Source organism: Pseudomonas sp. LFS074 (genome assembly GCF_047978165.1).
Classification (GTDB): Bacteria; Pseudomonadota; Gammaproteobacteria; order Pseudomonadales; family Pseudomonadaceae; genus Aquipseudomonas; species Aquipseudomonas putida_P.
This window is the reverse complement of the sequence record NZ_JBFPFV010000001.1, coordinates 3,199,866-3,212,536: the sequence shown is the minus strand read 5'-3', so window position 1 is coordinate 3,212,536 and position 12,671 is coordinate 3,199,866. Positions and strand designations below refer to the sequence as shown.

The window sequence follows — 12,671 nt, the reverse complement described above, 5'->3', positions numbered from 1 at the left end:
GGCTAAATCGCCAGGCATAGGTGTTTGCGTAGTAGTAAGTGGCGTAGTTCATGAATCTGTCCTCAATGTGAATCGGTGTTGTTCAAAGGCCTGAAAAGCAAAACCCCCGGTCGGGGAGCCGACCGGGGGTTTGAGTATTCTCATGTTCGGCGGCCCCTCGAAGGTGGGCGCCGTGTGGGTATCGGCGCCTAGTGGCTAAACCAATACCCAAAGTAATAGCTGGCAGGTGCCACGCAGCCGGCAACGGCAAGCACAGGGCGCAGGCTGCGACCGGTGTGGTTGGCGTGGTTGCGGGTGTGTTTCGGCATGTTGCTCTCCAGTGAATGACCCCGAGCTTACTTCAGTTGGTGCGGGCCATTCAATGGATAAATGCTATGGAGCTGATCATTTATTTTTGTACTGAATGGTTCAATGGCCGTAGCGCCCGACCAGGCTCTGCGCCCCCAGTGCGTGGCCTTGCAGCAGCTCCAGCAGGCCGTTGCGGTCCAGGTCTTCGGGCAATGTACCTAACGGCAGGTCGGTGGCGATCAGGGTCAATGCATAGTGGTGCGGGTTGTCGCCGGCGGGTGGGCAGGGGCCACGGTAGCTGCGGGTGTCCCTCGAGTTTCGGCCCACGGTCAGGTACTGCCCGCTCAGCCCGGCCATACCTTCCTTGAGCCCATCCTGTTCGGGGTCGATGTTGTAGGCAACCCAGTGCACTACGCCGACACCCTTGCCGCCGTCTGGGTCGAACATGATCAGGGCCAGCGATTGGGTGCCTTCGGGCAGGTTGTCCCAGCTCAGTTGCGGGGTGCGCTCCTCGCCGGCACCGCAGGCCGGGTCCAGGCCAACCTGCTGCAACGCAATCACGCCACCATCGGTGAACGACGAGGAGCTGATCGACAGCGCGCCTTGGTTGCTGCTGTTAGCCAAGGCCGCGCAAGGCATCAGGGCGGCGAGCAGCCAGGGTTTGAGGTTCATGGCAACTCCTTGGCAGGGCGTTGGAGCGCAGTGTAGCCCAGGCCCGCGTCAGTGGCTGTCCTGGTCCTCGGCGGTGCCACCGCTGTACCCGGCGCCGGAGCCCGTGGCTTCGCCAGTGCTGTTGGAACCGCCGCTGGCGCCGTCGGCGGCATCGGTATTGCTGCCGGTGTCGCTGCTGTCGTTGCTTTTGCCACTGCCGGGGCTGTTGACGCTGCTGTCATCACCGGCGGTCTTGCCGCCAGACTGGTCGGTTTGCGGGCGGCTGTCGGTATGGGTATCGGTGGCGGCGAACGTAGTGCCGGCGAGGCTGGTCAGGGCCAGCGCCAGACACAGGGAGAGCGGGCGAATGCGGATCATGGGACGTCTCCTTTGCGGATGATCTGTCATTCGTTTGGCTGGGGGTGTGAGGAGGGGTGCCTTCTGGGCGACGAGTGGTCGCAGGGGAGGGGCCGCTGTGCGGCCCCTGGGGTCAGTGCGTTTCGCTACGGGCAGCCTGCACGGGCTCCACTGGCTCCAGCGGCGGATGCTCCTGGGCCGCATGCATCAGGTCTTCGGTCACCCTCAGCTCGGCGCCGGTTGGCGAGAAGGTCGTCGAAGCGGTGAACGGGGCTGGGTGCTCCGCGGCCGGGCGCTTGCCACGGCGCCACATGAAGAAGCACACCATGGCCAGGTTGACCACGGCAAAGGCCCAGAACAGCCCGGCCTCGCCAAATTCGCTCATCATCGGCGAAATGGCCACCGGCGCCATGGCCGAACCCAGCGAGTTGATCAGCAGCAGGCCCTGAATCATCGGTACCAGCGCATCGGAAGGCGCGCGGTCGGCCGCGTGGCTGACCGCCACCGGGTACAGGGTGAACACGCCGCCACCGAGCAGGAACAGCATGGCCGGCAGCAGGAACGAGTCCGACGGCAGGAACACCGTGATCAGCGACAGCACCACGCACAGGGCAGCCAGGGCAATCAGCACATCTTGGCGGTCCTTGCGGTCGGACCAGCGCCCGACCGGGTATTGCAGCAGCATGGCACCCAGGATCACCCAGGCCATCATGTTGCCAACTTCCCCTACCTCCAGGCCGATGCGTTGCAGGTACAGCGGCAGCAGCGCATAAATACCGGCAATGGCCACGCCCGAGCCGAAGCAACCGACCAGGCCCGACGGCGCCACACCCAGCAATTGGCGGGGCTTGAGGGGTTCGACCTGGTCCAACAGCGGCGACACCCGCGGCAGGATCACGATTGGCAGCACCGACAGGGCGGCCAGCACGCCAGCCAGCATGAAGGGTGCGGTTTCGCCCAACTGGGTAATTTCGCCAAGGCCGGCCTGGGCGATTACCCCGGCACCATAGAAGGCGATCATGTACAGCGCCAGCAAGCGACCACGGATTTTCGCGTCACCGGCCAGCAGCAGCCAGCTTTCGATCACCAGGAACACGCCGACGGCCGCCCAGCCATTGATCAGGCGCAGCACAGACCACCAGGTGACGTCATAGAACAGCCCCTGCAGCAGGATGGTCACGGCGATCAGCGAGGCGAAGCTGGTATAGGCGCGGATGTGGCCGATGCGCAGGATCAGCCGGTCGTTGAAGATGGCACCAAGGGTCAGGCCGATGAAGTAGGTCGACGAGACGATACCAATGGTGGTGGCGGACTCACCGGCAGCGCCCAGGCGCAGGGTGGTCAGGGAAGACATGAAGCCGTTGCCCAGGGCGATGATGAACAGCCCGAGCAGGGGCGCCAGCGCCATGGCCAGCAAACGCGGAGACATACGTACCTCTAGTTGGATGAGCGGAATGAGCGCCTTCTCGGACGCGCACACCGGCTCAGCCCAACAAGGGGCGAGTGGCGACACGGATGCGACCTGGGCAAGACTCAACCGCTGGGCCTTTTGGGAAGGGGCCGGGCGGGGAGGGTTGAGCCTATTTCACATGTGCGTTCATGTGTTCAGGCGCTGACTCTGTCTTTGCTGCTGGTTGCCACCGTTCAAGGCGACGGGCGAAAAGGAAGCGGGATTCTACGGGCTTGGAAGCTTTTGCCCAAGGGGCAACGGTATGCGACGAGACGCCGCAGTCTGTGGGCGACATGAAAGTGTCTTTTACAGACAATCTTGAGGGCTGCTCCGGCAGGGGTGAGGTTATCTGGGCAATCTTGCAGACTGCTGCATAATGCTGAACCCACACCAAGGAAGGCCCCCATGTTCGCGTCGTTGTTTGCAGTCCTGGCCCCGGTATTCATCGTCGCCGGCATCGGCTATATCTGGGCCCGCAAGGGCCTGGACTACCCCACCGAGTTCATCGCTCGGGTGGTGATGACCGTTGGCACACCGTCATTGGTACTGTCCACCCTCAGCCGCACCGAGCTGGACCCCGCCGCCTTCACCAGCATGGCCATGGCCTGTCTGCTGTGCACCCTGGGCATGGCCATGGCCGCTTTGCTGGTGTGCCGCGTTTCGGGGATGCACTGGCGGGTACTGCTGCCGGCGTTCATGTTCCCCAACACCGGCAACATGGGGCTGCCGATCAGCCTGTACGCCTTTGGTGAACATGGCCTGGCCCTGGCCGTGGCGTTCTTTCTCACCCTCTCGATCGTGCAGTTCACTATTGGTATGGCCATTTCCGGCACTGCCGCTTCGCTCAAGGCTTTGCTGCGCAACCCCATCGTGATCAGCCTGGCCGGTGCCATGCCGATCATATTTCTGGACTTCGAGCTGCCGCGCTGGCTGGCCAATACCGCGGACTTGCTGGGTGGCATGACCATTCCGCTGATGCTGCTGACCCTCGGGGTATCGCTGGCCAGCATTCGCCTGCGCCATGTTGGCAGTGGCATGCTGCTGGGTGGTTTGCGCATTGGCCTGGGGGCCGGGGTGGGCTGGGCGGTGGGCGCAGCGCTGGGTATGGAGAGCCTGGAGCGTGCAGTGCTGGTGGTGCAGTCGGCGATGCCGGTAGCCGTGTTCAACTACCTGATGGCGGTACGGGCCAACCGTGAGCCGGAGCAGGTGGCAAACCTGGTGATGTGCTCGACAGTGCTGTCGTTTGCCTGGTTGCCGGTGGTGTTGGCCTGGTGGATGTAGGGCAGTGGCCACGACATCTTCCGGCCCTTTCGCAGCACAAGGCTGCTCCTACACGCACTGCCTCGTATTTGCAGGCGATGCCGTCGCTGTAGGAACAGCCCTGTGCCGCGAATGGCTCAGAAGTCTACACTGGCCGACAATCGCAGCACTCTCGGCGTACCTTGGGTCAAGTAGTTGTTGGAAGTCGACGCCGAAGCCCAGTACGCCTTGTTCGCCACGTTCTCCACGTTGGCGCGCAATGTCACTTGCTTGTCATCGACCTTGAAACGGTAGCGTGCGCCCAGGTCCACTCGGGTCCAGGCCGGAATGCTCAGGCTGTTGGCCGCATTCACATACTGGCCACCCGTGCGCAGCAAGCGGGCACTGAGCGCGGCGCCTTGAATGCCAGGCACGTCCCAGTCGGCACCCAGGTTGTACTGGAAGCGTGGCACGCCAGCGGCGCGGTTGCCGTCGTTGCTGCCATAGGCCGTGTGCTTCTGCTCGGTGTGCATGAATACCGCGCCTGTCAGCAGGCGCAAGCCGTCGACGGGCTCACCAAACAGGTTCAGTTCCACGCCTTTGTTGACCTGCTCGCCGTCCATGCTGAATGTGTCCAGCGCAGCGCCCGGAGCGCGGTAGGTGACGCTGTTGGGCTGTTCGATGCGGTACACGCCCAAGGTGGCGCCAAAACTGTTCCAGTCCAGTTTCACCCCAGCCTCGACCTGCTTGCTGCGCTTGGGCGGGAACACCTCGTTGGCATTGCTGACACTCGACGGTGCCGTCGGGCCCTGGGCCAAGCCCTCGATGCGGTTGGCATAGAACGACACATGCTCCCAAGGCTTGATCACCAAGCCATACACCGGTGTGGTGATCGACTCGTCGTACGGCGTGTTGCGCACCCCCGTGGCGGTCGCCCAGCTGTCGACGCTGATCGATTGCCGGCGCACACCCACGGTCAACAGGACGCGGTCATCAAGAAAACCCAGGGTGTCGGACAATGCGACGCTCTTGTTGCGGTTTTTGCCGACGATGCGCGGGTCGTGCAGGTCGCTGCCAAAGTAGGTGTCGGTGGGGCGCGGCACTTTCACCGGGTTGTACAGGTTGCTGTCATAACGCTTGCTGGCAGCCAGTGCCTCGTAGGCCGAACGCTGTTCACCCCACATGGCTGACAGGCCGAAATTGACCCGGTGGCTGACCGGGCCGGTGGCAAAGCGGCCATTGAGCCCGGCGACGGCGCTTTTGTTGTCCTCGTCGTGGGGCGAATACAGAAAACCGCCGCGCGCGGTGCCGTTCGCGTCGCTGACGTACAGCGAGGAGTATTCGCCGTTCTCACGCGTGTGCTTGGCGCCGGCGCCGGCATACAGCATCCAGTTGTCGTTCAGGTCGTACTCGGCGTTGAGCATGCCGTAGGTGTCTTCCAGCTGCGACCAGCTCCAGGCTTGCGAATAGTTGTCACGCGCTGAAGGCGCGTGGGGCACCTTGCTGCCGGTGGGGTAGATCACCGCGCGGCCCTGGTTGATGCGTTCCTTCTGGTAGCCCAGATCGGTGGACAAGCGCAGCCGCTCGCCACGGTAATCAAGGGCCACGGCAACCAGGGTGGAATGCTGGGCTTCGTCGTCCACGCCAGTGCCGCCGTCATGCTGGGCCAGGTTGATGCGGGCGCCGAAACGATTGTCCTCACCAAACCGCGTGCCCAGGTCGAGATGGCCGCCAATGTTGTCGCCAGTGGCATAGTCGAGGGTAACGTGCCGTGTGGGGGTATCTTCGGCGCGCTTGGGCACCAGGTTGATTGCACCCCCAATGCCGCTGCCTTGCGGTGCGACCCCATTGAGGAAGGCACTGGACCCTTTGAACACCTCGACTCGCTCGAGCGCTTCGGTGGTCACGATCTGCCGCGGCAGTACGCCGTAAAGGCCGTTGTAGCTGATGTCGTCGGTGTTCAGCGGCAAACCGCGAATGGTGAACACTTGCGAGAAGTTGCCGAAGCCCGCCGACTGGCGCACCGACGCGTCATTGAGCAACACGTCACCTAGGGTGCGGGCCTGCTGGTCGGCGATGGTCTTGGCGGTGTAGCTGGTAACGCTGAACGGCACGTCGCTGATGGCCTGGTCGCCGAGCACGCCCAGGCGCGCGCTGCGGGCTACCTGGCCACCTTGCCAGGTGTCGCTGCTGGCGGCCAGGTCGCTGTTGATGGTGGTCGCACCCAGTTCCAGGGCATTGCCCAGGTCGACCGTCGGCGCCAAGGTATAACCGCCGCTGTCGGTGGTGATCAGGCTGTAGCCACTGCCGGCCAGCAGGCGGGTGAAACCTTCCGGGACGCTGTAGTTACCCTGCAGGCCCTGGCTTTGTAGGCCGTTGAGCAGGGCCGGGTCGAACGACAATGGTACTCCGGCGCTGGCGGCGAAGCGCGCCAGCACGTCGGCCAGTGGGCCAGCGGCCAGGTGATAGGTGCGCGGGGTGGTGTCGGCGGCCATCGCCGTGGGGGCCAGGGCGGCCATGGCGATGGCAAGGCTCAGTGCCTTGAAGGGCAGGCGGTACGGCTGGCGGGGCGTCATGCAAGCATCCTGTGGGTGCAGAAAATGAAGGTTCTGCACTCATCACCGGACGACGCAGGTAAAGGTATCACTGACTTTTTCGCGGTCCCTGTAGGGGCGTGTCAGCTTAGGGGCTCCACCGTCACCCAGTAACGGGTCAAACCCTGGATTGATACAGGTAGGGTGTCACCCAGCAGCCGCAAGCTGGCGTCGGTGTCTGCCACTGGAAAGGCGCCCGATACCTTCAGCTCGCGCACTGCCGGGTGGCAGCGCAGCACGCCTGGGCGATAGCGACCTAACTCCAGCAACAGGTCGGCCAGGCGCATGTCGCGCGCCAGCAGCATGCCGTGCTCCCAGGCCAGGTCACCGGTTTCCAGCGCTGAGGCGGGCAGTACTCGGTCGGCATCGAAAGCGCTGCGCTCGCCAGCCTTGAGCAACAGGCTTGCGGCATGCAGCGGGCGTGTAGCCACTTCGCCTTCAAGTACGGCCACCCGGGTCAGCGCGCCATCGATACGCACGCTGAAGCGTGTGCCCAGCGCAGTCGCCTGACCATGCAGGGTGCGCACTAGCAGCGGCCGCGCCAGGGTGGCAGGGTCCTTGGCGCTGGTGAGCAGAATCTCGCCCGCCAGCAGGTCGATGCGGCGCTGTTGGGCGTCGAAGGTGATATCGATGGCTGTGTCGGTGTTCAGCAGCACCTGGCTACCGTCGGCAAGTGTCAATGCGCGTTGCTCACCGACCGCGGTGCGCGCATCGGCGGTCCATTGCTGCCAAGGCGTTTCACGCCAGGCCAGCCAGGCCGTGGGTGCTGCCAGCAGCCACAGCCCCAGGCGCTGCAGGGCCTGGCGACGGCTTACCGCCCCGTTGCGGCTCAGGCGGCGCAGGGTTTCACCGGTAACCGGGTTGGGCAGGCGGCGGAAATCACCGAGGATGGCTTCGGCACGCTGCCACGCCTGGGCGTGCTGGGCGCTGCGTTGGCACCAGGCCTGGACCGCACGGCGATCGTCCTCGGTGGCGTTGCCCGACTGCAGCTGCACCAGCCAGTCAGCGGCTTCGCCAAGGATCAGTGGGTCGATGCGCTGCACCATCAGTCGATGCTCAGGCAGGCAAGGAAAGCCGTGCGCATGTCGCGCTTGATGGTGATCAGCGAAACCTGCAGCTGTTCTGCAATTTGTGCGTAGGTCAGCCCGTCCAGCTGCGACAGCAGGAACACCTGACGTACACGGGCCGGCATGTCGCGCAGCATGGCGTCGATGCGGTACAGGGTTTCGAGGATCAGCCAGCGCGTTTCCGGCGAGGGCACCTCGGGTTGCGGCAAGTGTGCGATGGCTTCCAGGTAGGCGCGCTCGACTTCCTGGCGGCGCCAGCGGTCGATCACCAGGCCCTTTGCGATGTGGGTCAGCAAGGCCCGGGGTTCATTGCCGAAAAAGCTGTTGCCCTGCCGGCTGAGCAGGCGCACGAACGTGTCATGAGCCAGGTCGGCGGCATCGCAGGCATTGCCCAGTTTTCGCCCCAGCCAGCCCTGCAGCCAGCCATGGTGCTCGGTGTACAGCGTCTGGACTTGCAGGTTCAGGGTAGGGTCGGCGGGCGGCATGACGGGCGCGAGGCTCCGGGCGAAGGGTGCAATTAAGAATTGATCGCATTCTAAGCGCCATCCACGGAGCCTGGCAATGCGCAGGCACTACAAGGCTTTGGCCAGAAACGCCGCTGTACGGCTTTCGCTACAGCCAGCCACGACTTGCGGGATGCCGTTGACCACCACCTTGCCCCCGGCATCGCCAGCTCCCGGCCCAATATCGATCACCCAGTCGCTTTGCGCCACCACACGCATGTCGTGCTCGACCACTACCACGCTGTGCCCGCCCTCGACCAGGCGGTTCAACTGCACCAGCAGCCGGTCGATGTCCTGCGGGTGCAAACCGTTGGTGGGCTCATCCAGCACATACAGCGTTGCCCCGCGGGCGATGCGTTGCAGTTCGGTAGCCAGCTTGATCCGCTGCGCCTCGCCACCGGACAGCTCGGTGGCCGGTTGGCCCAGGCGCAGGTAGCCCAGGCCGATATCCTGCAGCACTTGCAGGCAACGTCGCACCGGTGGCTGTTCGGCAAATACCTGCAGGGCTTGGTCGACGGTCATCTGCAGCACTTGCGCGATGTTCATGCCTTGCCAACTCACCGCCAGGGTTTCGGGGTTGTAGCGGGCGCCATGGCAGGTTGGGCAGGGCGCGTAGACACTGGGCATGAACAGCAACTCGACGCTGACGAAACCTTCACCCTCGCAGTTGGCGCAGCGGCCCTTGGCAACGTTGAAAGAAAAACGCCCAGCGTCGAAACCCTGCGCCTTGGCCTGCTCGGTGGCGGCGAACAGCTTGCGTACATGGTCGAACAGGCCGGTATAGGTGGCCAGGTTGGAGCGCGGTGTGCGGCCGATTGGCTTCTGGTCGACCTGCACCAGGCGCTTGATGCTGCCAAGCCCCGCACTCACCTGGCCGCTACTGGCCTGATCAGGTTCGTCTTCCAGGCTGTGTTCTTCGGGCTCGCCACGTTGCTCGGCATGACCCAGGTGTGCCCCTACCAGTTCCAGCAGGGCCTGGCTGACCAGGCTGGACTTGCCAGAACCGGAAACACCGGTAACGGCGGTGAAGCAGCCCAGCGGGAAGGCAGCGCTGAGGTTATCGAGGTTGTTGCGCGTGATGCCTTCAAGCTTCAGCCAGTCGCAGGGCTGACGGGGGGCGCGTTTGGTCTGGGGCGGGGCGCTGAACAGGTAGGCACGGGTGCATGACTGCTCGACCTCGGCCAGGCCCGCAGGCGGCCCGCTGTAAAGAATGGTACCGCCATGCTCGCCGGCAGCCGGCCCTACATCCACCAGCCAGTCGGCGCGGCGCATGGTGTCCAGGTCGTGCTCCACCACATACACCGAATTGCCTGCATGCTTCAGGCGTTGCAAGGCTTCGAACAGCGCTTCGCTGTCGGCTGGGTGCAAACCGGCCGATGGCTCGTCGAGCACGTAGATCACGCCGAACAACTGTGAATTCAGTTGGGTAGCCAGGCGCAGGCGTTGCAGCTCGCCGGAGGACAACGTCGGGGTGCTGCGCTCAAGTGCCAGGTAACCAAGGCCCAGGCCGAGCAATGTGTCGATACGCTCCAGCAGTTCGTTGGCGATGCGTTGGGCGGCCAGGCGCTTTTCCAGCGTCAGCTCATCCTGCTGCAGTGTCAGGTAGTCTGCCGCCGCCACCTTGCGCAACACTTCGGCCAGCGCCTGCAACGGCAGGTGCGACAGCTCGGCGATGTCCAGGCCGGCGAAGGTCACGCCCAGCGCGTCGCGCTTCAGGCGCTTGCCCTGGCACAGCGGGCAGGGGCTGGGGCGCATGTACTGAGCCACGCGCTTGCGCATCTGCGCGCTTTGCGAGTGCATGAACGTATGCAGCACGTAACGCCGTGCACCCATGAACGTGCCTTGGTAGCTGGGCTCCAGTTTGCGCTTGAGTGCGTCGCGGGTCTGCGCTGGGGTCAAGCCGGCATACACGGGCGCGGTAGGCGTTTCTTCGGTGAACAGGATCCAGTCGCGTTGCGCCTGGGGCAGGTCGCGCCAGGGAATGTCCACGTCATAGCCCAGCGTCACCAGGATGTCGCGCTGGTTCTGCCCCTGCCAGGCCATCGGCCACGCGGCCACCGCCCGCTCGCGGATAGTCAGCGACGGGTCGGGGACCATGGTCGCTTCAGTCACTTGGTAAACCCGGCCCATGCCGTGGCACTCCGGGCAGGCGCCCTGAGGTGTGTTCGGTGAAAAGTCCTCGGCGTACAGCATTGCTTGCCCGGCCGGGTAGTGGCCCGCGCGCGAGTAGAGCATGCGGATCGAGCTGGACAGGGTGGTGACGCTGCCCACCGAAGAGCGGGCACTTGGCGTACCACGTTGCTGTTGCAGGGCCACTGCCGGCGGCAGGCCGTCGATGGCATCCACGTCGGGCACGCCAACCTGGTCGATCAGGCGCCGGGCATAGGGCGCTACCGATTCGAAATAGCGGCGCTGGGCCTCGGCATAAAGCGTGGAGAAGGCCAGCGATGACTTGCCCGAACCGGACACGCCGGTAAACACCACCAAGGCGTCGCGAGGGATATCGACATCGATGTTCTTCAGGTTGTGCTCGCGGGCGCCACGGACGCGGACGAAACCGGTGGGAGAGGGTGAGCGTGGCGGCATCTGAGCGGTCCTTGGCAGTTTGGAGCGCTCACGTTAGCAGCATTTGCCGAGGCTGTACTGGCCTGCGCCCTGGCAAGTCGGTGCGCGAAGAGGCCGGGTCGGCCCGAACGAGTATCAGGACCTTGGTTCGCGAGTGCCTAGCACATCACGAATGTTGTCCACCACGTTGCTGTCTTTGATCACATCGCTCAGCCAGCCCTCCAACGGCATGTTGCCCCACTTGATCGCACGTTCGATCAAGTAAGGTACCGGGCTCTGCGGCTCGCTTTGCTTGAAAAACTGGGCGATGCCCGCAAGCATGGTGAAAGCCTCGTCGCGGGTCAGTGGTGTCGTGCGCATAGGGGCAGGCGCAGAGGCCTGGACGGGCGTGTTCATCGGTTCACCTGCTGCGTCAGTAGAGACAAAGATGGCCTCGGGTTCTGCTACCGCCACCGCTGCGGGGTGCAGCTCGACGCCGCGATCCTTGAGCAGTTTCTCCGCCAGCTGGCTGGCGCGCGACAGCATGTCGGCAAGGCTGGCGAAGCTGGGCGCCTCGTGGCCGAACAGGCGGTCGGCGCTGGCCTGCAGGCGTTTGCACGCATTCAGGCTGGTGCCGATCTGCAGCGCCTTGGCACGCAGGTGATCAGTGTCGCTCAGCGCTACCGAGCGCTGGAAAATCTCGGCGTTGATCTTGCCTTCGTTCAGTGCTGTCTGCATTGCCTTGGGGTTCTGCAGGGCGAGGTTTTCGACGTGGCGTGACTCGTCATAGCGCAACACGCCAAAATGCTGCCCTTGGGTAATGGGCAAGCCACCGGCAATGTCGGTGAGCGTGGTCTTCAGCCAGGACAGCCGCGCCGCGCGCTCGTCCAGGCCGTCTTCAAGCGTTGGGAACAGGGTGTCCCAGAAGGTATCCAGAAGCTGTTCGGTCAGCTCTAGGCCAAAAGTGATGCCTTCGAAGTGCTCACGCTGGGCCAGGCCCTCGCTGAGCCAGGCCACCAGCATCAAGTCTTTGCTGTGCTGCGCCAACCCTTGAGCCGACAGGTTGATTACCTGCTCCCAGTCGGCAGTCTTCAAGTCGGTTTGCCAGTCGCCCTGGGTCAGGTAGTCAGGGTCCGCCCGGCGGGCTTCCTTGATCTGGTCGAACAAGGCAGAGAAGCTCAAGTCTTCGCCACTGCCACCTTCGATGGGTGCGGCCAGTGTGGCCAGCGAGAGGTCATTGAGGATTTCAGGCATATAACACTCTGGACATGGCTGATGAACAGCGTGCCAGAAAACCTGGCACGCCGCGCAGTACAGGCCGCCGAAGCGGCCCATGGCTTAGGCGAACACTTTGTTCGCGGTACGGTCCCAGCCACCGACGATGTTGCCGCCGGCCTGGCCGTCGGTGCGGTTCTGCTGGGTGTAGGTGGTCTTGATACGGGCAAAGTTGAAGCTGATTTCTTCTACAGGCAGGTCGCTGACCGCCTTGTCTTCACCGCCTTGGTTGCCACCGGCGATGAACTTGACCGACGACACCACGACTTCTTCCATGTCGATGGTCAGGTAGGTGACCTTGTCGCCACCGGCGCGGTTCACGTTCAGCTTCAGCTTGGCGATGTGCTTGCCGGTGCAGCAGTGCTCGAACAGTTTGGCCGAAGCCTTGTCGACGGCCTTGCGGATCTTGAAGTCGCTCAGGGCAACACGCTCGGAAGACGCACCACCCGAGGAGCTGGCGGTAGCCGAGGTTGCCTGGGTGGCGCCGTACTCGTAGCCCAGCACTTCGATCCAGTCCTTGTGTTTTTCATCCAGTACTTCGCCTGGGATGCCGTCGATTTGGATATACGCGTCAAATGCCATTGTGAAACTCTCCATTAACAACGTGTAAAGGGTTGCTCATGCGCCCCTTGGTTTTGACCTCGCCGGGCATACCGGCAGAGGTAGCTTGCCGCCACCCGGGCCTCCTCCTGTGAGGCCCGGG

General features: G+C 63.8%; 10 protein-coding genes. 1 reads left to right on the top strand and 9 read right to left on the bottom strand.

Going from position 1 to position 12,671, the window contains the following annotated elements; translation table 11 throughout:
- Window positions 1–408: 408 nt before the first annotated feature.
- From ACNQP3_RS14660 to ACNQP3_RS14650, 3 genes are all read right to left on the bottom strand, one after another.
- The gene (locus ACNQP3_RS14660) at window positions 409–960 is read right to left on the bottom strand and encodes a YbhB/YbcL family Raf kinase inhibitor-like protein (protein WP_264316127.1); all 552 of its coding nucleotides are present in this window, start codon (window positions 958–960) and stop codon (window positions 409–411) included.
- Between the two features lie 48 nt (window positions 961–1,008).
- Window positions 1,009–1,317: a hypothetical protein gene (locus tag ACNQP3_RS14655; RefSeq protein ID WP_012272417.1), complete on the bottom strand. Its 309-nt coding sequence runs from the start codon at window positions 1,315–1,317 to the stop codon at window positions 1,009–1,011.
- A gap of 112 nt (window positions 1,318–1,429) precedes the next feature.
- The gene (locus tag ACNQP3_RS14650) at window positions 1,430–2,725 is read right to left on the bottom strand and encodes an MFS transporter (protein ID WP_012272416.1); all 1,296 of its coding nucleotides are present in this window, start codon (window positions 2,723–2,725) and stop codon (window positions 1,430–1,432) included.
- Window positions 2,726–3,151: 426 nt separating this feature from the next.
- On the opposite strand from ACNQP3_RS14650, the gene ACNQP3_RS14645 reads away from it, so the two are divergent.
- Window positions 3,152–4,027: an AEC family transporter gene (locus ACNQP3_RS14645; RefSeq protein WP_060493105.1), complete on the top strand. Its 876-nt coding sequence runs from the start codon at window positions 3,152–3,154 to the stop codon at window positions 4,025–4,027.
- A 116-nt stretch (window positions 4,028–4,143) separates the two neighbouring features.
- On the opposite strand, the gene ACNQP3_RS14640 is transcribed toward ACNQP3_RS14645, so the two are convergent.
- The 6 genes from ACNQP3_RS14640 to ACNQP3_RS14615 all read right to left on the bottom strand — a co-directional run bounded on the left by ACNQP3_RS14640 (window position 4,144) and on the right by ACNQP3_RS14615 (window position 12,550).
- Window positions 4,144–6,561, bottom strand: a complete 2,418-nt coding sequence (locus ACNQP3_RS14640; RefSeq protein ID WP_264316126.1) for a TonB-dependent receptor — start codon at window positions 6,559–6,561, stop codon at window positions 4,144–4,146.
- Between the two features lie 101 nt (window positions 6,562–6,662).
- Entirely contained in the window at window positions 6,663–7,625 is a 963-nt protein-coding gene (locus ACNQP3_RS14635) for a FecR domain-containing protein (protein ID WP_264316125.1), read from the bottom strand.
- On the bottom strand, window positions 7,625–8,131 hold the full coding sequence (locus ACNQP3_RS14630) for a sigma-70 family RNA polymerase sigma factor (protein WP_012272412.1): 507 nt from the start codon (window positions 8,129–8,131) through the stop codon (window positions 7,625–7,627). Before ACNQP3_RS14630 ends, ACNQP3_RS14635 begins: the two co-directional genes overlap by 1 nt.
- 87 nt (window positions 8,132–8,218) lie before the next feature.
- Window positions 8,219–10,735, bottom strand: a complete 2,517-nt coding sequence (locus ACNQP3_RS14625; RefSeq protein WP_012272411.1) for an excinuclease ABC subunit UvrA — start codon at window positions 10,733–10,735, stop codon at window positions 8,219–8,221.
- Window positions 10,736–10,849: 114 nt separating this feature from the next.
- Window positions 10,850–11,947, bottom strand: coding sequence for a type VI secretion system protein TssA (gene tssA / locus ACNQP3_RS14620; RefSeq protein ID WP_264316124.1), 1,098 nt, complete (start codon window positions 11,945–11,947; stop codon window positions 10,850–10,852).
- Between the two features lie 84 nt (window positions 11,948–12,031).
- A complete protein-coding gene (locus ACNQP3_RS14615; RefSeq protein ID WP_012272409.1) occupies window positions 12,032–12,550 on the bottom strand; it encodes an Hcp family type VI secretion system effector in 519 nt (172 codons plus the stop codon).
- Between the last annotated feature and the right edge of the window lie 121 nt (window positions 12,551–12,671).

What these genes read in the sequence shown, in the direction of transcription:
- ACNQP3_RS14660 (WP_264316127.1), bottom strand. Translation starts at nt 960, where the DNA reads ATGAACCTCAAACCCTGGCTGCTCGCCGCCCTGATGCCTTGCGCGGCC.
- ACNQP3_RS14655 (WP_012272417.1), bottom strand. Translation starts at nt 1,317, where the DNA reads ATGATCCGCATTCGCCCGCTCTCCCTGTGTCTGGCGCTGGCCCTGACC.
- ACNQP3_RS14650 (WP_012272416.1), bottom strand. Translation starts at nt 2,725, where the DNA reads ATGTCTCCGCGTTTGCTGGCCATGGCGCTGGCGCCCCTGCTCGGGCTG.
- ACNQP3_RS14645 (WP_060493105.1), top strand. Translation starts at nt 3,152, where the DNA reads ATGTTCGCGTCGTTGTTTGCAGTCCTGGCCCCGGTATTCATCGTCGCC.
- ACNQP3_RS14640 (WP_264316126.1), bottom strand. Translation starts at nt 6,561, where the DNA reads ATGACGCCCCGCCAGCCGTACCGCCTGCCCTTCAAGGCACTGAGCCTT.
- ACNQP3_RS14635 (WP_264316125.1), bottom strand. Translation starts at nt 7,625, where the DNA reads ATGGTGCAGCGCATCGACCCACTGATCCTTGGCGAAGCCGCTGACTGG.
- ACNQP3_RS14630 (WP_012272412.1), bottom strand. Translation starts at nt 8,131, where the DNA reads ATGCCGCCCGCCGACCCTACCCTGAACCTGCAAGTCCAGACGCTGTAC.
- ACNQP3_RS14625 (WP_012272411.1), bottom strand. Translation starts at nt 10,735, where the DNA reads ATGCCGCCACGCTCACCCTCTCCCACCGGTTTCGTCCGCGTCCGTGGC.
- tssA (WP_264316124.1), bottom strand. Translation starts at nt 11,947, where the DNA reads ATGCCTGAAATCCTCAATGACCTCTCGCTGGCCACACTGGCCGCACCC.
- ACNQP3_RS14615 (WP_012272409.1), bottom strand. Translation starts at nt 12,550, where the DNA reads ATGGCATTTGACGCGTATATCCAAATCGACGGCATCCCAGGCGAAGTA.